Origin of the sequence: Streptomyces sp. NPDC047515 (genome assembly GCF_040643055.1) — a bacterium.
Classification (GTDB): domain Bacteria; phylum Actinomycetota; class Actinomycetes; order Streptomycetales; family Streptomycetaceae; genus Streptomyces.
The window spans coordinates 33,029-52,902 of sequence record NZ_JBEYTM010000038.1; the positions used below are offsets into that span (position 1 = coordinate 33,029).

Annotated in this window: 19 protein-coding genes; 17 read left to right on the forward strand and 2 right to left on the reverse strand. The window is 69.3% G+C overall.

Going from position 1 to position 19,874, the window contains the following annotated elements; all coding sequences use genetic code 11:
* Positions 1-11: 11 nt before the first annotated feature.
* From ABZ826_RS26835 to ABZ826_RS26860, 6 genes are all read left to right on the forward strand, one after another.
* Entirely contained in the window at positions 12-1,283 is a 1,272-nt protein-coding gene (locus tag ABZ826_RS26835; RefSeq protein WP_361453345.1) for a type III PLP-dependent enzyme, read from the forward strand.
* Positions 1,280-1,873, forward strand: coding sequence for a GNAT family N-acetyltransferase (locus ABZ826_RS26840; RefSeq protein WP_361453348.1), 594 nt, complete (start codon positions 1,280-1,282; stop codon positions 1,871-1,873). The genes ABZ826_RS26835 and ABZ826_RS26840 overlap by 4 nt, the downstream gene beginning before the upstream one ends.
* Before the next feature lie 6 nt (positions 1,874-1,879).
* Positions 1,880-3,064, forward strand: a complete 1,185-nt coding sequence (locus ABZ826_RS26845; protein WP_361453351.1) for an MFS transporter — start codon at positions 1,880-1,882, stop codon at positions 3,062-3,064.
* A 208-nt stretch (positions 3,065-3,272) separates the two neighbouring features.
* Positions 3,273-3,962 (forward strand): 4'-phosphopantetheinyl transferase superfamily protein, encoded by a 690-nt coding sequence (locus ABZ826_RS26850; RefSeq protein ID WP_361453354.1) that lies wholly within the window; start codon positions 3,273-3,275, stop codon positions 3,960-3,962.
* Between the two features lie 194 nt (positions 3,963-4,156).
* Entirely contained in the window at positions 4,157-5,278 is a 1,122-nt protein-coding gene (locus ABZ826_RS26855; RefSeq protein ID WP_361453357.1) for a P1 family peptidase, read from the forward strand.
* A gap of 171 nt (positions 5,279-5,449) precedes the next feature.
* Positions 5,450-6,019 carry a hypothetical protein gene (locus tag ABZ826_RS26860; RefSeq protein WP_361453360.1) on the forward strand — a complete coding sequence of 190 codons (570 nt, stop codon included), beginning with the start codon at positions 5,450-5,452 and terminating at the stop codon, positions 6,017-6,019.
* Positions 6,020-6,134: 115 nt separating this feature from the next.
* Here the strand turns inward: ABZ826_RS26860 and ABZ826_RS26865 are convergent, their stop codons facing one another.
* Together ABZ826_RS26865 and ABZ826_RS26870 are read right to left on the reverse strand one after the other, a co-directional pair.
* Complete coding sequence (locus ABZ826_RS26865) at positions 6,135-6,971, reverse strand: acyl-CoA thioester hydrolase/BAAT C-terminal domain-containing protein (protein WP_361453363.1); 837 nt, start codon at positions 6,969-6,971, stop codon at positions 6,135-6,137.
* A 118-nt stretch (positions 6,972-7,089) separates the two neighbouring features.
* Positions 7,090-7,974: a sugar isomerase gene (locus ABZ826_RS26870; RefSeq protein WP_361453366.1), complete on the reverse strand. Its 885-nt coding sequence runs from the start codon at positions 7,972-7,974 to the stop codon at positions 7,090-7,092.
* Between the two features lie 185 nt (positions 7,975-8,159).
* On the opposite strand from ABZ826_RS26870, the gene ABZ826_RS26875 reads away from it, so the two are divergent.
* The 11 genes from ABZ826_RS26875 (at position 8,160) to ABZ826_RS26925 (ending at position 19,790) form a co-directional block, all read left to right on the forward strand.
* Complete coding sequence (locus ABZ826_RS26875; protein ID WP_361453369.1) at positions 8,160-8,960, forward strand: DeoR/GlpR family DNA-binding transcription regulator; 801 nt, start codon at positions 8,160-8,162, stop codon at positions 8,958-8,960.
* 511 nt (positions 8,961-9,471) lie between these two features.
* The gene (locus ABZ826_RS26880) at positions 9,472-10,446 is read left to right on the forward strand and encodes an ABC transporter permease subunit (RefSeq protein WP_361453467.1); all 975 of its coding nucleotides are present in this window, start codon (positions 9,472-9,474) and stop codon (positions 10,444-10,446) included.
* Complete coding sequence (locus ABZ826_RS26885) at positions 10,443-11,402, forward strand: carbohydrate ABC transporter permease (protein WP_361453372.1); 960 nt, start codon at positions 10,443-10,445, stop codon at positions 11,400-11,402. The genes ABZ826_RS26880 and ABZ826_RS26885 overlap by 4 nt, the downstream gene beginning before the upstream one ends.
* Before the next feature lie 54 nt (positions 11,403-11,456).
* The gene (locus ABZ826_RS26890; protein ID WP_361453375.1) at positions 11,457-13,097 is read left to right on the forward strand and encodes a hypothetical protein; all 1,641 of its coding nucleotides are present in this window, start codon (positions 11,457-11,459) and stop codon (positions 13,095-13,097) included.
* Between the two features lie 104 nt (positions 13,098-13,201).
* Positions 13,202-14,374, forward strand: coding sequence for a Gfo/Idh/MocA family oxidoreductase (locus ABZ826_RS26895; protein WP_361453378.1), 1,173 nt, complete (start codon positions 13,202-13,204; stop codon positions 14,372-14,374).
* A 337-nt stretch (positions 14,375-14,711) separates the two neighbouring features.
* Complete coding sequence (locus tag ABZ826_RS26900) at positions 14,712-15,713, forward strand: MBL fold metallo-hydrolase (RefSeq protein WP_361453381.1); 1,002 nt, start codon at positions 14,712-14,714, stop codon at positions 15,711-15,713.
* A 62-nt stretch (positions 15,714-15,775) separates the two neighbouring features.
* Complete coding sequence (locus ABZ826_RS26905) at positions 15,776-17,155, forward strand: ATP-binding protein (protein ID WP_361453384.1); 1,380 nt, start codon at positions 15,776-15,778, stop codon at positions 17,153-17,155.
* Complete coding sequence (locus ABZ826_RS26910) at positions 17,152-17,577, forward strand: roadblock/LC7 domain-containing protein (RefSeq protein WP_361453387.1); 426 nt, start codon at positions 17,152-17,154, stop codon at positions 17,575-17,577. The genes ABZ826_RS26905 and ABZ826_RS26910 overlap by 4 nt, the downstream gene beginning before the upstream one ends.
* The gene (locus tag ABZ826_RS26915; protein ID WP_361453390.1) at positions 17,574-17,927 is read left to right on the forward strand and encodes a DUF742 domain-containing protein; all 354 of its coding nucleotides are present in this window, start codon (positions 17,574-17,576) and stop codon (positions 17,925-17,927) included. The genes ABZ826_RS26910 and ABZ826_RS26915 overlap by 4 nt, the downstream gene beginning before the upstream one ends.
* Complete coding sequence (locus tag ABZ826_RS26920) at positions 17,905-18,519, forward strand: ATP/GTP-binding protein (RefSeq protein ID WP_361453393.1); 615 nt, start codon at positions 17,905-17,907, stop codon at positions 18,517-18,519. Before ABZ826_RS26915 ends, ABZ826_RS26920 begins: the two co-directional genes overlap by 23 nt.
* Complete coding sequence (locus ABZ826_RS26925; protein ID WP_361453396.1) at positions 18,516-19,790, forward strand: cytochrome P450; 1,275 nt, start codon at positions 18,516-18,518, stop codon at positions 19,788-19,790. Before ABZ826_RS26920 ends, ABZ826_RS26925 begins: the two co-directional genes overlap by 4 nt.
* Positions 19,791-19,874 lie beyond the last annotated feature (84 nt).

Here is a 19,874-nt window from a genome sequence, read left to right on the forward strand (position 1 = left end):
GGACCCTCATCATGCACCTGAACGCATCCCTGCGCGCCGCGCTTGCGGCAGCCACCGAGGATCACATCGTCTTCGATCTCGCGGGAATCGAAGCGCAATACGAGTCGCTGTTACGGGAGTTGCCGGGCATATCCGTCCGCTTCGCCATGAAGGCCTGCCCCGTGGACGAGGTCCTTGCCTGTCTGGCGAACAGCGGATCCGGCTTCGACGCGGCAAGTCCCCAGGAAATCGCGCAGGCATTGAGGACCGGTGTACCGCTCGGCCGGATCCACTACGGCAACACCATCAAGTCCGACCAGAATATTCGTGACGCGTACCTTCTGGGCATCAGGGATTTCGCGACCGACAGCCTGGCGGACGTGGCAGCCCTGGCGGCCCATGCCCCCGGCTCCCGCGTCTTCTGCAGACTCGCCACCAGCGGCGACGGTGCGCTCTGGGGTCTCAGCCGGAAGTTCGGCTGCTCGGGAACCGACGCGGTACACGTGATGGAAGCGGCAGGGGCGGCGGGTCTGACGCCGTCCGGCCTCTCCGTCCACGTCGGGTCGCAGCAGATGACATCCGAAGCGTGGCAGGACGCTTTCGAGTGTCTTGCCGATGTGATCACGTCACTGAACCGGCGGGGGATCCTTCTGGATCACATCAATCTCGGTGGCGGCCTGCCGGCTCTCGGATATCTCGACAGCCGAGGCAGGCCTTTGGATCCTCCGGTGGACAAGATATTCGCCGTGATCCGAGAAGGAATGCAGCGGCTCGGGGACATATCGGAATCCCCGCTGGAATTCCTCATGGAGCCGGGACGTCATCTGGTCGCCGACCACGGCGCCATCAGGGCACATGTGTCACGGCTGACGTCCAGAGAGCAGATCGACGGCGAACGGCAGCACTGGCTGTACCTGAGCTGCGGGAAGTTCAACGGCCTGTACGAGATGGACCAGTTGCAGTACAGGCTGGTGTTCCCCTCCCACCCGGACGCGGAATATGTGCCGGCTGTCGTAGCGGGCCCTACCTGCGACAGTGACGACGCCTACGCCCACGAACACAACCTCGTTCCCGTGCCCGAGTCGGCCGCGTCGGGAGATCCGGTCTGGGTGCTCTGCTGTGGCGCCTATGCCACCAGTTATATGACACAGGGATTCAACGGTTTCCAGCCGATTCCCTACACCTGGATACACGACACCTGGATACGCGGCGGACATGACGACGAACGCGGGAGTCGAAAGGGCCGGCGGCACCCGGGACCGTCTTCCGGCACCGAGATGTCCGTGGAAGGGCTGGAAGGATGAGGTACGACGTGCGCATACGGCATATATCCGACGAGGACTGGGACGGCATCGCGACGCTGGAAGCCGGCGCGTACACCGGCGACGGGCTGTCCGAGGGGCGGGCCGCGCTGCAGTCCAGGGCCCACGCCTCGCCGGCCACGTGCTTCGTACTGGACTGCGAGAAGCGGTTGGCGGGCTATCTGTTGGCGTTGCCCTACCCGATGTTCGAGTATCCGGATCTGAACCGAATGGAAGACATCGTCTTCCATTCACGCAACCTGCATCTGCATGATCTCGTGATCGCCGAAGAGTTCCGTTGCAGAGGCCTGGCGAAGCATCTCCTGCATCACTTCACGGCGGTGGCGGGCGCGAAGGGATATGAAGGGATATCCCTGATCGCCGTTTCAGGAAGCGACGACTTCTGGTCGGCGAACGGATACAGAGCCCATCACGAGTTCGCTCCTCCGAGGGGTTATGGCGCTGATGCGGTGTACATGTCCAGGGCGGTGCCCGGTGCGGTAGCTGTCGTCGCGCGCCCGCCACGGATTACGGGACAGCCCTCAGCCAATGATCCGTTGTACGGGGCACCTCTGGAAGACGAAGTAGGCTGATCTCATATGTTTGGCGTTCGTGATGAATTCCGCCGAGCACAGCTGGCCATCGCAGCGTTGTTCTGTTTTCTTGGTTTCCAGTACGCCACCTGGGCGTCGCGGCTTCCCACGCTCAAGGCGCGGCTCGACCTGACAGAAGCGGAACTCGGCCTGTTGCTGATGGCATGCGGTGCGGGCGCGGCGGCGTCGTTCCCGCTCGTGGCGATACTCATGAGGCGGCTGGGATCCCGGCGTCTCGCCGTCCTGTCGGCCGTCTGCCTGAGCCTGCTCCTGCTCGCGCTGGCCGTGGCACCGAACTATCCGGTCGCTCTCGTGATCATTTGTTGCGACGGCGTCGCTGTCGGCAGCCTGAATGTCGCGATGAACGCGCAAGGAGCCGCCCTCGAAGTCACCTACCGGCGGACCGCCATGGCCAAACTGCACGCGACGTTCAGCGCCGGTTCGCTGTGCGCCGCCCTGCTCGCGTCCGGTATGAACATGCTGACCCCGGCCGTCTCGGCGCATTTCGGTGTGGCCGCGGTCCTTCTTCTGCTGCTGGTCGGACTCACGCGGTCGGGACTGCTGATGACGGAGGACCGGCAGGCCCCGGCCCCGAAGAGGAGCCGTCGCAAGCTGACCAGGCCGTCTCGCGTGACGCTGTGGATGGGCTGCGCCATGGTGTTCGGCACGGTGACCGAAGGCGCCATGAACGACTGGTCCGCGCTCTACATGAAGGACGTCGTCAACGCGGCATCGGAACTGGCACCCATGGGCATCGCGGTCGTCTCGGTCATGATGGTGCTGGCCCGCATCTTCGCCGACGGCTGGCGCAGCCGCTGGGGCGACGGACGCATCGTCCGGGTGGGCAGCGCGGTGGCCGGCGCGGGGCTGGCGCTGGCCCTGCTGGTCGGCGGTGTGGTGCCGACGCTGATCGGGTTCGCCTGCGTCGGACTGGGCGTCGCGGCCGTGACCCCGTGCATCTACGTCGCCGCCGCGGGACAGGGCACGGACGCGCTGGCCCTGGTCGCCGCCATGGGAACAACCGGCCTGCTGGCCGGACCTGCGGTGATCGGCTTCATCGCCGGCGCCGGCAGCCTGGTGTGGGGCATGGGCGCCGTTGCCGTCTCGGCCGTCCTCGTGTCCCTGTGTGCCACGCAGATCCGTTGGCCGAGCCTCGCCGAGTCGAAACCGGAGCCCTCTGCCCTGACGTGACATCGGGTGCACCGCCCGGTGACATCGCATCGAGCGGCACATCGAAGGACCACCGGTCCGGTTCGTCATGAACTGGGCGGGTGCGGACGGATTGCCCGCCGGGAGAATATCGGCCAGAGCACCGCTGACGTGTCAAGAAGCCCGCAGTCTTTGGGCAGACTTCAGGGACGACGTGGAGGATGGACCGACCGGAGGTGCGAGGGAGAACGTGATCGAGAAGATTCTGCCGTCCCAGGTGACCGTGGCCGAGGCGCTCTCGGACCCGCCCGACGCCGCTCTCTTCCCCGGCGAGGAAGAGCTGATCCGCAACGCGGTGGAGTCCCGGCGCAAGGAGTTCACCACCGCGCGATGGTGCGCCCGCCGTGCGCTCGGTGAGCTCGGTCTCGCACCCGTCCCCATTCTGAAGGGCGAACGCGGGGCGCCGGTATGGCCGCGAGGCGTGGTCGGAAGCATGACCCACTGCGCCGGCTACCGGGCCGCCGTGGTCGCCCGCCGGGCGGATGTGCTCACCGTCGGCATAGACGCCGAACCGCATGACCCGTTGCCCGACGGGGTGTTTGAGGCCATCTCCCTCGCGACGGAACGGCAGCGGGAACGCCGGCTGCGCGAGACATCACCCGAGATCCGCTGGGACCGGTTGCTGTTCAGCGCGAAGGAGACCGTCTACAAGGCGTGGTTCCCGCTCACCCACCGCTGGCTCGGCTTCGAACAGGCCGACATTGAGCTCCGCACGGACGGCACCTTCACCGCCGAACTGCTGGTCCCCGCCACGGCACCGGGCCCGGCCACCGCGGCAGTGGCGGCCCCGACGGCCTTCCGTGGCCGCTGGCTGGTCGCGGACGGCCTCGTGGCCACCACGATCGCCGTGGCCAACGAGAGGGACGCACACACCGGGTAAGGGCTGTCCCGTAATCCCTGGCGGGCGCGGCGCGCACACTCCGGGGTGACGCCTGAGGACACCGCGAGAACGGTTGCCGGTCAGCGCGCCTCCGGTGCGCGGTCGGCGGAGGCGCCGGCCCGTGTCTCGTCGGACGCATGGGTGTGCCCGTAATCTCTGACCGCATGAGTCAAGACCGCATGAGCCGACAAGGCATGAGCCAAGACCGCAAGCGCGCACGTGAGTTGGGCATCCCGCTGACGGGGGAGCCGGGGTCGTGGAACGCGATCACGGACGTGCCCGGTGTCGAGGTCGGGTACGTCACCCTCGTCGAGGGCGACGACGTACGCACCGGGGTGACGGCGCTCCTGCCGCGCGGTCGCGACGGCGTGGGCACACCCTGCGCGGCCGGCTGGCATTCCTTCAACGGCAACGGCGAGATGACCGGGACCACGTGGATCGAGGAGAGCGGCTCGCTCGCCGTTCCTGTGGTCGTCACCAACACGTACGCGGTCGGACCGGTGCACCGGGGCGTGGTCGACTGGGTGCGCGCCAACTGCGGCGGCATGGCGCCGGAATGGCTGCTGCCGGTGGTCACGGAGACCTGGGACGGCCACCTCAACGACATCCACGGCTCGGCCGTGGAGCCCCGCCACGCGGCGGCCGCGATCGAGGCCGCGGTCTCCGGTCCGGTCGAGGAAGGGTGCGTCGGCGGCGGAACGGGCATGCGCTGCTACGGCTTCAAGGGCGGCTCGGGGACCGCTTCGAGGGTGGTGGAGTACGGCGAGGACCGGTACACCGTAGGCGCCTTCGTGCAGGCCAACTTCGGCGCACGGAAGGAACTGGTCGTGGCCGGCGTGCCGGTCGGGCGCGCGCTGGCCGATCCGGTCGAGGCGTCCGCGGCCGAACCGGAGCCCGGTGCGGAGCGCCCGGTGCCGCCCGGCGCGGGCTCGGTGATCGTGGTGGTGGCGACCGACGCGCCGTTGCTGCCGGGGCAGTGCAAGGCACTGGCCCGTCGGGTGACGCTGGGCCTCGCCCGCACCGGCACCACCGGCAGCCATTTCTCCGGTGACCTCTTCCTGGCGTTCTCCACGGCCAACCCGTCCGCACTGACCAGTACGTTTCCCGAAGGCGACGGCAGCGCACCGTACGAGTCGATGCGCTTCGTCCCCTGGGGCCGGATGGATCCCTTCTACGGTGCGGTGGTCGAGTCGGTCGAGGAGGCGGTGCTCAACGTGCTCACCGGCGCTCACTCGATGACCGGCCGGGCCGGTCATCACGTTCCCGCGCTTCCGCTGGACCGGGTGACGGAACTTCTGGCCGCGCGGGGACGGTGACGTGGTTCCGAAGCCATGGCCGAAGGCGCGTTCCGAGATGCGTGGCCAGACACTTCCGGGGGCGCGATCGGGTGCGTTCAAGGGTGCGTTCGGAGGTTCCCGCGGGGGGAGACGGGCGCACGGCGCGGTGGTCACTGGTCTCGTACAGGTTCGTCGGCCATACTGCCCGCCGTGGAGCAGCGCATAGATCCGAACACTCAGCCCGGGTACGCCGCAGGGACAGACCCGGCGTACATCCCTGGTCTCACGGCCCCCGTCACTGCCGGAAAGCCTGATACGAGCGAACCGGGGACGAGCCGGGAGCACACGGACGAGGAGCAGACAGACCAGGAACGGACGGGGGAGCGGCCCCCCGGTGCCGTCGCCCCCGACGATGCCGTCGCGCAGAGCGTGTCCGAGGACGCGGCAGCCGACGGGGTGGCCGCCGCCGAAGCGGCGGCCGACGACAAGGAGGCGGAGGAGGGCCCCGCATTCCAGGTGAGCGACCGTCGGGGATCGATCGCCGCGGACCGTGGTGGCGTCACGTTCCGGCTGGACGACCAGGAGGCCGAGTTCGGCTGGGACGAGATCGGCGCGGTCGAGGTGAAGTCCCCCCGGTTCGGCCGCCGGTTCACCGTCACGGTCCACATGTCGACCCGTCGATGGTTCAACGCCGAGGTCGAGGCACCGGCCAGGAGCGACCTCAAGCGGTGGGAGGAGGAACTCGACGCGGTCCTGGACGTCTACTTCGAGGAGTCCTGACCGGACCGGCGCCGTTGGCGCGGGGGCCTGCGGCCGGGATGTCCGCGGGCCCCCGCACGTCCGCGTCCCCCGCCTGACGGCCCGTCCCATGTCCGCCCCGCGGCGTGCACGCGCGTCAGGCTCCGCTCCGGCGACCGCCGCGCAGCGCGTCGAGTACATGGGGCCAGGCTTCCGCCCCGAGCGCGGCGTCCGCCGCGGGTGAGCCTCCGTACAGGAACGACGCGGAGGGGGGAGCCGGGCTCTCGCCCGGGAACCGCGGGCGGTGGCCCGCGTCGGGGCCGCTGATCATCCGTACCGGCAGGCCGGCCGTCCGGCGACGGGCGGCCAGTTCCTCGGCGAAGGGCAGCGAGGGCCACATCGCATCGTCCCCGCCCGCGACCAGGACGAGTTCCGCCGCGGCCTTCTCCACGGCGATCGTCGCCGCATCGACGCGGTCGGCGAACGTCCGCCGGCTGCGCTCGTACCAGCCTCGGACGGCGACCGGAGCGTCCGTCGGCCGTGCGGGCGTCGGCGCCCAGGCGTCGTCGAGTGGCACGAACGGCAGCGGGTCGCCCCGCCAGGTCCAGGAGGACCGGTGCGGCCGGGTCCGGCCATCCAGGCCGGGGCCGACGTTCGCCCAGGTCACCGAGGTGGGAGAGAGTGCCACCACGGCGTCGATGCCGGGCAGCAGCACGGACAGGTGCAGGGCGGCTTCGGCTCCCTTGGACACGCCCAGGACTCCGATCCGCCGGGCGCCACCCGCGCGGAGCAGTTCGATGGCGGGTGCGAAGGTCTCCAGCGGGACCTCACAGATGCCGGGCGGCTGCCCGAGCCCGCCGAACCAGCGGATCGACAGGGCCGCCATGCCCTCCCGGGCCAGGACGCGGCACCGCTCGTCCTCGATGCGCCCGCTGGACCCGGAGAGGACGAGCACCCCGACCCCGTCGTCCCGGACCGGGCCGTGCGCGGGCATGGCGAGAAACCCCTCGCGAACGCCCGGTCGAGGGGCCTCGTGAGGGGTTTCGTGGGTCCTCCCGCGAGCGCTCCCGCCCGGATCGCTGAACGCGCGCTCGACGATGTCCATCGGTCGGTCAGGCGTCCGCGAGCACCACGGAGCGGGTCAGGTGACGGGGGTTGTCCGGGTCCAGGCCACGGGCGGCGGCGCGGGCGATCGCCAGACGCTGGACGCGCACCAGTTCGGCCAGCGGGTCCAGGTCGCTCTCCACCCAGCGGGCACCGGTCGCGAGGACCTGCTCGGCGAGACCCTCGGGGGCGGAGCCGAACATCCAGGTCGCGGTGGAGGTGGTGGCGATGCTGATGGGGCCGTGGCGGTACTCCATCGCGGGGTACGCCTCCGTCCAGGACAGCGAGGCCTCCTTCATCTTGAGCGCGGCCTCGTTGGCGAGCCCCGCCGTCCAGCCGCGACCGAGGAAGGTGAACTGGGTGCAGTCCAGCAGGCCTTCGGGCAGCGGCTCGGCCAGCGCGGTCTCCGCGTCGCGGACCACGGCGTCCGTGTGCAGACCGAGGTGGGCGCGGAGCAGGGTGAGCAGCGTGGTGGCGAACCGGGTCTGCACGACGGACCGCTCGTCGGCGAAATCGAGCACGACGACATCGTCGGCGGACGTCATGACCGGAGTGTTCGGATCGGCGGTGATGGCCACGGTGCGGGTGACACCACGGAGCCGGTCGAGCAGTTCCAGCACCTCGGTCGTGGTGCCCGAGCGGGTGAGGGCGACGACGCGGTCGTAGCCGCGCCCGAAGGGGAACTCCGAGGCGGCGAAGGCATCGGACTCGCCCTGACCGGACCCCTCGCGGAGCGCGGCGTAGGCCTGGGCCATGTAGAACGAGGTGCCGCAGCCGACGACCGCGATGCGCTCACCGGTGGCGGGCAGCGCGGCCGCCTGGGTCTGGGCCAGCTCGGCGGCGCGGCGCCAGCACTCCGGCTGACTGGCCGTCTCGATCTCGACAAATGACACTTTTGCACTCCGTATCCGTAGTGGGATGCTCGTTTACGCACGCTATACGCGATGTGCGAGCATTATCAAGCATCCTGTTTGCAGGAGGCTTGACTGGGCGGAGCCTTGTGCGACGCTTGCGCGTGTCCGGTGACCGTACCCAAGGGGATGGGTGCCTGAAGCCCGGGTTCGTAAGGAGAGTTCTCTTGTCCAGGGATGCCCGGTGGAACGCGCTGCTGGAACTTGTCGGTAAGAACGGCCGCGTGGAGGTCGAGGACGCCGCCGCCACGCTGGATGTCTCGGCCGCGACCATCCGCCGCGACCTGGACCAGCTCGCCGAACAGCAGCTGCTCACGCGTACCCGTGGGGGCGCGGTCGCGCACGGTGTCAGTTACGAACTGGCCCTGCGCTACAAGACCGGCCGTCACGCCCCGGAGAAGCAGGCCATCGGCCGCGCCGTCTCCGAGCTGGTGGCGGTGGGCGAGGTGGTGGGGCTGACCGGTGGTACGACACTGACCGAGGTCGCCCGTTCGCTGGCGGTGCGCTCCGACGTCGTCGGCGACACCGCGACGGGGATGGGCGGTCAGCCGACCCTGACCGTTGTCACCAACGCACTCAACATCGCCAACGAGCTGGTGATCCGGCCGCAGATCAAGATCGTGGTGACCGGCGGAGTGGCCAGGCCGCAGTCGTACGAGCTGACGGGTCCGCTGGCCAGTGGGGTGCTGGGCGAGATCACGCTGGACGTCGCCGTGCTGGGCGTCAACGCGATCGACACCGAGCGCGGCGCGTACGTCCACCACGAGGGCGAGGCCAGCATCAACCGGCTGCTCGCCGAGCAGGCGCAACGGGTGGTCGTGGCGGCCGACTCCTCGAAGATCGGCAAGCGGGCCTTCGCCAGGGTCTGCGATCTCGGGCAGGTCGACTTCCTGGTCACCGACAAGGGGATCACGCCCGAGGCGACCGCCCGCTTCACGGAGGCCGGCGTCACCGTCATCGCTGTCTGAACCGCTCGTCCGAACGGCGGGCCGTCACCCATGTGGTGGCGGCCCGCCGTTCTGGTGAGCGTGTGCCCGAAGCCGGGCGGAGCGGCGGGAGGGGCGTACCTGCTTGAGGATGTTGCTAGAGGTGATCTTCGGCGCATGATCGAGCACCAAGGATCGCCATATGGCCGGAACCCGCCTGGTCGACCAGGGCTCCTGATGGGCCGTTCGCTGCCACTTCTATGCCGCTTCTGTGCCCTATTTCGGGTCTTGTGTGGTCGCTCGGCGCGCCTCCCCGGTTCGCGGGGAAACTTTTTCTATGCCAATAGATGTTCGTTACCTCTGTGAAATGAACAAGTCTTGCCATCCAGGTGCACCGTCGTGAACTATGTGCCTGTTGCCGCGAAGGAGCGCAGGCCACACCCACGATGGTGCGGGCCGCCTCCGTGGACGCGCGGGACGCTCCCTTGCTCCATCAGCCCTGGAGGTGCCTGTGACGATGGCAGATGCGCCGGTCTCGGCCGTGCGGTCGCCTGTGCCGCAGCCCCATGACCGCGACGACGCGGATCAACCCGCCGGGAAGAAGCGCAAAGACATACGAATACGGCAGCCGCTCCGGCAGCGTCTCAAGCGGGACAGAGCGCTGCTGCTCTTCTGTCTGCCGGGGGTGCTGTACTTCGCGCTCTTCTTCTACCTGCCGCTCGCGGGCAATGTCATCGCCTTCCAGGACTACCAGCCGTTCCTGGGCTTCAAGCAGAGCCCGTTCGTCGGGCTCGCGAACTTCACCGCGCTGCTCGCCGAACCGGACTTCTGGAGCGCGGTCTCCAACACCCTGCAGATCACCGCGATCCAGCTGCTGCTCTACTTCCCCGCGCCGATCGCGCTGGCGCTGCTGCTCAACTCGCTCATCAGCGAGAAGATCAAGCGGTTCATCCAGACCGTCGTGTACCTCCCGCACTTCCTGTCCTGGGTCGTCGTGGTCGCGATGTTCAAGCAGGTGCTCGGTGGCGCGGGTTCGGTCACCACGCTCCTGATGGAGCACGGGGTCAACATCGGCAATGTGATGACGGACCCGGGCACCTTCAAGCTGCTGATCACCGCCCAGGCCATCTGGAAGGACTGCGGCTGGGGGACGATCATCTTCCTGGCGTCCATCGCCTCGATCGACATGGGGCAGTACGAGTCCGCCGCCATGGACGGGGCCGGCTGGCTGCGCAGGATCTGGCACATCACCCTGCCGGGCATCCGGCCGGTGATCCTCATGCTGTTGATCCTCCGCCTCGGCGACATCCTCTCGGTCGGCTTCGAGCAGATCATCCTGCAGCGCGACGCCGTCGGACCGGACGCCTCCGAAGTCATGGACACCTACGTCTACTTCCACGGCGTCATCGACGGCGACTGGGGGATGAGTACGGCCGCGGGTCTCATGAAGGGCGTCATCGGATTCGCCCTCATCCTCGCCGCCAACAAGCTGGCCCACCGCTTCGGTGAGCAGGGAGTGTACCGATGAGTCAGCAGACCCTTGCGTCACGGCTGCGAACCGCCCGCTTCGGCCCCCGTGGCGGCGAGCGCCGCCGAGCCTCCTCCGGCCGCCCGCCGTGGATGGAGCGGCCCCACTGGTACGGGCAGGGCGCCAAGGCGGCCGCACTGGTCGTCCTGACCGTGATCGTGCTCTATCCGTTCGTCCTCGCCATCGGTACCAGCCTCGCGGGACGCGAGGAGCTCAACGCCAACGGCGGTTACGTCCTGCTGCCCAAGCACCCGACGCTGGAGGCCTACCGGGTCATCCTCTCCGGCGGAGTGGTCACCCAGGCCGCCCTGGTCTCCATCTGCATCACGCTGATCGGCACCGCGCTGAGCCTGGCGTGTACGGTGATGATCGCGTACGGAACCTCACGTCCCGGCACCGTCCTCGGCAAGCCGATCCTGCTGCTGGTGCTGGGCACGTTCCTCTTCGCGCCGGGCATCATCCCCACATACCTGGCCGTCCAGCAGTTCAGGATGCTCGACACCTACGCGGCGCTGATCCTTCCCGTACTGCTCAACGCGTTCAACATCGTGGTCGTGCGCTCGTTCTTCCAGAGCATTCCCGAGGAGCTGTACGACGCCGCGCGGATCGACGGCGCGGGTGAGCTGACCGTGCTGCTGCGGATCGTCCTCCCGCTCTCCAAGGCGGTCCTCGCCGTGGTCGGCCTCTTCTACGCGGTCGGCTACTGGAACAGCTTCTTCAACGCAGTCCTCTACCTCAACGACTCCAGCAAGTTCCCCATCCAGGTGATCCTGCGCAGTTACGTCCTCAACGGCCAGAGCATCAACGCACAGGCCATGGGCGTCCACGCGGTGCCGCCCGCGACCTCCTTGCAGATGGCCGTACTGATCATCGCCATCGTGCCCATCTTCTGCGTCTATCCCTTCCTGCAGAAGTTCTTCGTCAAGGGCGTCCTCACCGGGGCGATCAAGGGCTGATCCGCCCACCCGGACATCGCCCCACGCACTTCACACCCTCCAAGGAGCACCCCCATGTCCACCAACTTGTCCAGGCGCGGTTTCATGGGCGCGGCGGGGATCGCCGGCCTGACCGTGGCCGGTCTGACGTCCCTGACCGCGTGCGGCAGCGGCGCCACTGTCAGCAAGGGCGGAGCCAAGGCGTCCGCCAAGCTGAAGCTCCCGACGTACGTCGCCGCGCAGACCGCTCCGGCCGACCTCGCGGGCAACGCGGCCGGGCTGGACGCCACGTATCTGCGCTACCCGAAGAAGCTGACCAGGTCCGTGGCCAAGGCGCCCGGCGACGGCAGCCGCATCACAGCCCTCACCGAGACGTTCACCACGCCCGCGCCGCCGCAGGCCAAGAACGCCTACTGGCAGGAGCTGAACAAGCGTCTCGGGGCGCGGTTCGACATGACGATCGTCGTCGACCAGGGCGTCGACGCCTACCTCACCAAGTTCAACGCCATGATGGCCAGCGGTGACATCCCCGACCTGGTCTGGTTCCCCCCGAACCAGGGCATCCAGCGGGTGCCCGAACTGCTCGACGCCAAGTTCCACGACCTCACGCCGTATCTGTCCGGCGACGCGGTCAAGGCCTACCCCAACCTGGCGAACCTGCCGACCACCGCCTGGAAGACCGCCGTGATCAACGGCAAGATCCGCGGCGTCACCGTCGCCTACGGTTCCATGGGCCAGGTCTACGTCGTCAACGAGGACTTCTGGAAGCCGGTCGGCGGAGCCGAGTTCACCAGCGCCGAGGACTTTCTCGCCAAGGGCAAGGAGCTTCTCGACGCGAAGCGCAACAAGTACGTCCTGGAGCCGGCGTACGTGAACCATGTCGGCATGTTCGGCCAGTGGTTCGGCGCCCCCGCGAGCTGGCGGCTGGAGGGCGGCAAGCTCACTCACATGTACGAGACCGAGGAGTACCAGGAGGCCCTGGCGTTCGGCGTCAAGGTGGCCAAGGCCGGTCTCTTCTGGCCCGACCCCAATCTCTCCACCACCATGGAGAAGATGGCGCAGGGTTCGCTGGGCGCCTATGTGCAGTCCTTCCCCAGCTTCCTGGTGGACGCCAAGACGTACGATTTCCCGTTCGGCGTCATCGTGCCCTTCGCCGCCAAGCCCGGCGCGAACCCGCGGTACAGCATGGGATACGGCTCCGTCGGCTACACCGCCATCAGCAAGAAGGCCGACGACAAGCGGGTCAAGATGCTGCTGGGCGTACTCGACTACCTGGCCGCGCCCTTCGGGACCGAGGAGCGGCTCTTCCTCGACAACGGCATCGAGGGCAAGCACTTCACCCGTACGTCCGCCGGCGATGTCGAGCTCACCGACAAGGGCAACGCCGAGGCGGTCACCACCGCCATGCCGCTCGCCTTCCTGGCCGCCGGTCCCGAGTACATCTACCTACCCGGCAAGGCGGAGCTGGCCGGACGGATCCACGGCCGGCAGCAGGAGCTCCTCAAGATCAACCAGTCGAATCCGGTCAGCGGTCACTTCTCCGACACGTACACCAGCAAGGGCGCCTCGCTCACCACGGCGATGAGCGACGTCCAGAAGGACATCATCGCGGGCCGCAAGCCGATCTCCGCCTACAAGGAGGAGCTGCGCAAGTGGCGCTCCGGCGGCGGTGACACGATGCGCGCCGAGTATGAAGCCTCGCTCGCCGGTAAGTAGTCCCGGCCGGTACCACCGCGGACAGGGCCGCACCCACCGGTACGGCCGCCCGCTCCATCACCGCGCACACGCCCGCACCACCAGTACAGACAGAAGGGACCACCGTGTCAGACCTGCGACTCGGCGTCATCGGGCTCGGCCTGCGCCGTTCCATCGCGATGTCCGCCCACCACCCCTCAGAGGGTTCGGCGATCACCGCCGTCTGCGACCTCGACCCCGAGGTGCGGCAGCGTGAGGCCGAGCGCTTCGGCACCGATGTCGCGGTCGAGGACTACAAGGAGCTCCTCGGCCAGGACGACCTCGACGCGGTCATCGTCGCCACCCCGGACGACACCCACGAGACCATCGCCATCGACGCTCTCCGGGCCGGCAAGGCGGTCTTCGTCGAGAAGCCGCTCGGCATCACCGTCGAGAGCTGCGACAACGTCCTGCGCGCCGCGTACGAGACCGGAACCCGGTTGTACGTCGGGCACAACATGCGCCACATGGGCGTCGTGCGGCTGATGCGCGACATCATCGCCCGCGGTGACATCGGCGAGCCCAAGACCGTGTGGGTGCGCCACTTCGTCGGCTACGGCGGTGACTACTACTTCAAGGACTGGCACGCCGACCGGACCCGCACCACCGGCCTGCTGCTCCAGAAGGCCGCCCACGACATCGACGTCCTGCACTGGCTGGCCGGCGGCTACACCCGCCGCGTCAACGCGCTCGGTGACCTCCTGGTGTACGGCGACCTGCCGCGCCGCGAGCCCGACACCCCGCGCCCGGCGAACTGGCTGCGCCAGTTCGACTGGCCGCCGACGGCCCGCAAGGACCTGCACCACATCGTGGACGTCGAGGATGTCTCGGTGATGAACATGCAGCTCGACAACGGCGTCGTGGCCGCCTACCAGCAGTGCCACTTCACCCCGGACTACTGGCGGAACTACACCGTCATCGGCACCGAGGGCCGACTGGAGAACTTCGGTGACGGCCCCGGTGACGAGGTCAAGGTCTGGAACACCGGACCCAGTGGATACCGGGGCGACGCCGACATCACCTACCGGGTGCCGGACGCCGGTGGTTCGCACGGCGGCGGGGACACCCGGATCATGGAGGAGTTCTGCCGGTTCGTACGTGAGGGGGGCGTCACCGACACCTCGCCGGTCGCCGCCCGGATGAGCGTCGCCGCCGGTGTGCTCGCGACGCGTTCCCTGCGCGAGGGCGGTGCGCCGTACGACGTGCCGGCCCTCGACCCGGAGCTCATCGCCTACTTCGAACGCGGCCAGGTCCGCTGACACGAACGGCAGGAGACGTTTCGGGACCTCCGGCGACAGCGCTGTAAGGCGTCACCACCGGAGGTCCTGATGCGATTGTTTTCGGCCATGCTCGGTGAGTAATCGGCGCATTCCTGTTTGGCGGGAGCCCGGAAGGTGACCGGGGTGGCGAGTGGTGTCCCGGGATGTATTGGGAGTGATTGTCCGTAAGGTGCCCTGCGCGGGTGCGGGGTGCTGGTCTCGCAGGGTCACCGAGCCGCCGGTACCGAGTGGCGCGAGCGGCGATTTCACGCCAATGGCGCTTTGCGGTGGCCGAGTTCGAACGCGTGGCCGGATCACGGTCGGCATAATCGCGTCCATGTCGATCACCCGCGGAGACGTCGTTGACCTGGGGCGTGGCCTGTACGCATGGCTCCCGCCGAAACGGGGCTGGGGGCTGGCGAACTGCGGTCTGCTCGTCTCGCCCCGCGGCGCCCTCTGGATCGACACCCCGTACGACACCATGCTGGCCGGCCAGTTCCTGGCCGAATCCGTGAAGCGGCTGCCCGACGGCGTCTCCATCGACCGGGTGATCGTCACGCACGCGAATGGTGACCACTTCTGGGGTGCGGGCGTGCTCCCCGACGCGGAGATCATCGCGACCCGCGAGGCCCGGGAACACATCCACTACGAGCCCACCCCGAAGCAGCAGCACGCCCTCGTCGCCACCGGCGACCGGGCCACCGCGCTCGGGGCCTACCTCGGACGGCACTTCGGCCCCTTCGACTGGTCGCGGACCGAGCCGGTGCGGCCGACCACCTACTTCACCGGGGAGCTGGAACTGACCCTGGGGGAGTACCCGGTCCAGCTCTCCGCCCTGCCGTCCGCGCACACCACCGGCGACCTGATGGTCCATCTGCCCGCGCAGCGCGCCGTGTTCAGCGGGGACGTCATCTTCTCCTCCACGCCCGCCCAGCCCGGCGACCACCCCGTGCACTGGGCGGGACCGCTGAGCAATGTGATCGCGGCCTGCGAACGGATCCTGGCCACCGGCGCCGAGATCATCGTCCCGGGGCACGGCCCCGTCCTCGACCCGGCCGGGGTGCGCGATCACATCGTGTATCTGGAGTACGTGCGCGAGCGCGCCCACGCCTTCCACGCAGCCGGGGTCCCCGCGCTGGAGGCGGCCCGCCGGGTCATCGGCGAGGGACGCCATCCGGAACTCGGGCTCCCCGAACGGCTGGTGGTGACCATCGGCAGCGAGTACCGGCAGCTCGACGGCACCGAACTGCCCGGAGTGCTCCAGGTGATGACCGATGTCGCCGTGCTCGCCCAGGAAATGGAACAGTCCCGTGAGCCGGCCGGTCCGGCGGAGCAGTAAGCGGAGCTTCCGCCGCCGCTTGGGCCGGAAGACCGATCCGACAACAGAAACGCGGTGACGGCATGGGATGGATCGTGGCGGTGATCGCTGTCGCCGCGGCCGTGGCGGCAGCGTTCCGCGCGCAGAACGCGGCGCGTTCGGAGCACCTGGCCGTGGCCCGCGCCGAGCTGGCCGAACGCCAGTCGAAGTCCGCCGAGGCACGTACCGCCGCCCTCGTCGAGGAGATCCGGCAGCTGGCCCACAAGCGAATACCGGCCGCCGCGCTCGCCCTCTCCCACCCCTTCGCCCCGGTTCCGGGACTGCGGGAGGCGGCCGGGGTCGACGGCGATTCCGCCCGGCTGCTCACCGAGGCCGTGCAGGCGGCCCGCACGGCGGTGGTCGAGGAGCGCGGCCGTGTCGACGCGGCCGCCCGCGCGGCGATGCGCGGCACCTCCGCCAAGATCCAGTCCCTGCTCAACCAGTCCCAGCAGCTGTTGCACGAGCTTCAGCACGAGTACGACGACCCACGGATCCTGCAGCTGGACTTCCGTAACGAACTGGCGCTGCGACGCACCCAGTCCACCGCCGTGCTCTGCGACGCCTGGCCGGGCCTCGCCCGCCAGAACTCGCCGCTGGTGGAGGTCGTGCTCGGCGCCCAGTCCCGGGTCGCGGGCTACGAGCGGATCAAGGTCGCCAATCACCTGCGCGACGAACGGCTCGCGCTCGTCGCCCGTGCCGCGGAACCCCTCGCGATCGCGCTCGCCGAACTGCTGGCCAACGCCACCGCGTACTCGCACCCCGACACCGATGTACAGGTGACCGTCCAGCAGAGCGGTGGCCGTGGTGCGTTCCTGGTCGTCGACGACGCGGGCATCGGCATGGACGACGACGCGCTCGACCGGGCCCGCGCCCTGCTGGCCGGTCCGTCCGAGGTACTCCTGACCGAGCTGGGCGACCCACCGCAGACCGGTTTCGCCGTCGTCGGCCGACTTGTCGTGCAGTACGGCTTCCACTGCCACATCGAGGCGTCGCCGTTCGGCGGAATGCGTACGATCCTGCGCGTCCCCGCCCATCTGCTGACCGTGCTGCAGGAGGACCACGGCCTCTCCGCCCTCGCCCCGAAGCCGGTGCAGGCCCAGGCCTCCCGGCCCGCCCCCGTCCCCGCCGCGCCGGACCCCGCTCCCGCACCGCACCCCGTCGGACTGCCCAGCCGACGCCGACGGTCGCCCCGGCCGACCCCGGCCGGGCCCGCGCCCGCCGCGGACACTGGGGACCGGGAAAGGGTGTCCCGTACACCTGAACAGGCCGAGGCTTCCTGGGCGGCACTCCAACAGGGCACCCTCAACGGCAGGAGCGTCGCCGGCCAGCCAACCGTACCGGCCGCGGACGACCACCATCCGGACGGCCACGACGGCCACGACGGCCACGACGGCCGCGACGACCAAGGAGACGACGAGACGTGAGCGCCCCCACCCCCACCACCGGTGATCTCGCCTGGGTGCTGACCCCCCTGCTGGAGCTGCCCGGAGTCCAGCACGCGGTGGTCGCCACCGGCGACGGCCTCGTCGAGGGCGCGTCGCCCGGCCTGGACCGGGCATCCGGCGAACGGGTCGCCGCCATGACCGCCACGTTGCACGCCGCGGCCCGCGCGTTCACCACGGCCTTCACCGGCGTCGAGGCACCGCGCCTGGCCCAGACGGTCGTCGAGTCCGACCAGGGCTTCGCCATCGTCGTACCGGCCGGGAACAACACCACGCTCGCCCTGTTCGCGGAACCCGGAGCGAAGCTCGGCGACATCGCCTACCAGATGCAGGTGCAGGTCACCGCCCTGACCCGGGCCATGAACGCACCCGCCCGCCAACCGGACACCACCGCCCGGCCATGACCCCCGGCCCCGGACGCCGTCTGATCCCCGCCTATCTGGTCACCGGCGGCCGGACCCGGCCCGCCGGTCCCGCCCTCGACCGGCTCGCCGTACTCGTACGCACCGGCACAAACCTGCCTGCGGACACCGGCTCGGAGCAGCGCAGGCTGTGCGAGCTGCTCGAACCGGGCGCGCTCACCGTCGTCGAGTGCGCGGCCCATCTGGACCTGCCGGTCAGCGCCACCGTCTTCCTGGCCACGGACCTCGCGGCCGCCGGACATCTGCACACCCGACCGCCCATCCCCAGCGCCGGGGAGATCGACCGGTCGCTCGTCGAGAGGCTGCTCGTTGGACTCCGCTCCCTCCACTGACCGCACTGGTATCGGCTATCTGCCACCGGCCGCCCGGACCCTGATGAAGCTCGTCGTCACGGGTCCCTTCGGCGTGGGCAAGACCACCCTGATCCGCACGTTGTCGGAGATCGCCACGCTCCACACCGAGGAGGCGATGACCCAGTCCAGCACCCGGTTCGACGACACCGCGGGGCTGCCGGACAAGACCACGACCACCGTCGCCGTCGACTTCGGCCGGCTCACGGTCCTCGACGACCTGGTGCTCTACATGTTCGGCACCCCCGGCCAGCAGCGGTTCCTCCCGCTCTGGGAGGACATCGCGCGTGGCGCGCTCGGCGCCCTCGTCCTGGTCGACACCCGCAGGCTCGCCGACTCCTTCGCGGTCATGGACATGGTCGAGGAGCAGGGACTGCCGTACACCGTCGCCGTCAACCGCTTCCCCGACGCACCCGCCCACACCGACGAGGTCCTGCGCAAGCATCTCGACCTCGCCCCCGAGACCCCGCTCGTGCAGTGCGACGCCCGCGAACGCCCCGGCAGCATCGACGCGCTGATCGCACTGGCCGAGCACGTGCTGACCCGATTGCCCAGGCCAGAGGAACCGTCATGACATCGCCCGTACAGCCGCCGCAGCCCCTCGCGCTGTACGGCCCGGACTTCGCCGCCGACCCGCAGAGCCATTACCGGCGCCTGCGCGCGCACGGCCCTCTCGCCCCCGTCCGGCTCGCCCCCGGCATCGACGCCCTCCTGGTCACCGACTACCAGGCCGCCGTCGACCTGCTGCGTGACACCCACACCTTCACCAAGGACCCGCGCGCCTGGCAGGCCGCCGTCCCCGACGACTCGCCGGTCCTGCCCATGCTCGGCTACCGGCCCACCGCGCTCTTCAGCGACGGCGACGTGCACGCCCGCTACCGCGAGGCCATCAACGACAGCCTCGCCCTGATCGAGCCGCACATCCTGCGGGCGGAGGTCGCCCGGGTCGCCCGGCGGCTCATCCGCGCATTCGCCGCCACCGGAAGCGGCGACCTGATCGCCCAGTACGCCAGGCGGCTTCCGTTGCACGTCTTCGTCACCTGGTTCGGCGTACCGCCCGGCGACGGCGAACGGATCGTCAACGGCATCGGCGGCATGTTCAACTCCGCCGAGGACGCCGCCACGGCGTACGCCGATCTCGTCGACGTCGTCACCGACCTCGTCGCCGACCGGCGTGCCCGTCCGCGTCGCGACCTGACCTCCTACCTCCTCGCGCACCCGGCCGATCTGGACAATGACGAGACTGTGCGTCAGATCACTCTGATCATGAGCGCGGGCCACGATCCGACGACCAATCTGATCGGCAACGCGCTGCTGCACATGCTCACCGACACGCGTGACACCGGCTCGCTGCACGGCGGCGCGATGACGGCGCACGAGGCGATCGACGAGGTCCTCTGGCAGGACCCGCCGCTGGCCAATCTGGCGGCCCACTACCCGCGCCGCGACACGGATTTCCATGGCGTCCGCCTGCGGGCCGGCCAACTGCTCCTGGTCTCCTACGCGGCGGCCAACAGCCAGTCACCGCCCGGCCTTTCGGACTCCGGGGTCGGCTCCGGGACCAGCGCCCATCTGGCCTGGTCGGCCGGGCCGCACCGATGCCCGGCCAAGCAGCCGGCACTGCTCATCGCCATGACCGCGATCGAACAGCTCACCAGTCAGCTGTGTGACGTGGAGCTGGACGTTCCGGTCAGTGGACTGAAGTGGCGGCCGGGACCGTTCCACCGCGCACTGGTCCGGCTTCCGGTACGTTTCACCCCCGTCGACATGACGGCGGAAACGGACCGGCGCGAAGCCGTGGACGGTACGTCGGACGGGCCGTCAGCGGTGTCGATCAGCCCGTGAACCGTGTCGGTGGTAAGCCGAACGGGTGAGGGACGAGAGAATTGCCCGATGAACAGCGAGCGCAGCCGGCGCAACGCCGACCGA

Bases quoted from the DNA above. Each gene is read 5' to 3' on its own strand.
- ABZ826_RS26865 (WP_361453363.1), bottom strand. From the start codon at position 6,971: ATGCCCGCGCACGGCCCGGTCCGGGACGACGGGGTCGGGGTGCTCGTC.
- ABZ826_RS26845 (WP_361453351.1), top strand. From the start codon at position 1,880: ATGTTTGGCGTTCGTGATGAATTCCGCCGAGCACAGCTGGCCATCGCA.
- ABZ826_RS26840 (WP_361453348.1), top strand. From the start codon at position 1,280: ATGAGGTACGACGTGCGCATACGGCATATATCCGACGAGGACTGGGAC.
- ABZ826_RS26925 (WP_361453396.1), top strand. From the start codon at position 18,516: ATGACATCGCCCGTACAGCCGCCGCAGCCCCTCGCGCTGTACGGCCCG.
- ABZ826_RS26885 (WP_361453372.1), top strand. From the start codon at position 10,443: ATGAGTCAGCAGACCCTTGCGTCACGGCTGCGAACCGCCCGCTTCGGC.
- ABZ826_RS26900 (WP_361453381.1), top strand. From the start codon at position 14,712: ATGTCGATCACCCGCGGAGACGTCGTTGACCTGGGGCGTGGCCTGTAC.
- ABZ826_RS26915 (WP_361453390.1), top strand. From the start codon at position 17,574: ATGACCCCCGGCCCCGGACGCCGTCTGATCCCCGCCTATCTGGTCACC.
- ABZ826_RS26855 (WP_361453357.1), top strand. From the start codon at position 4,157: ATGAGCCAAGACCGCAAGCGCGCACGTGAGTTGGGCATCCCGCTGACG.
- ABZ826_RS26890 (WP_361453375.1), top strand. From the start codon at position 11,457: ATGTCCACCAACTTGTCCAGGCGCGGTTTCATGGGCGCGGCGGGGATC.
- ABZ826_RS26835 (WP_361453345.1), top strand. From the start codon at position 12: ATGCACCTGAACGCATCCCTGCGCGCCGCGCTTGCGGCAGCCACCGAG.
- ABZ826_RS26905 (WP_361453384.1), top strand. From the start codon at position 15,776: ATGGGATGGATCGTGGCGGTGATCGCTGTCGCCGCGGCCGTGGCGGCA.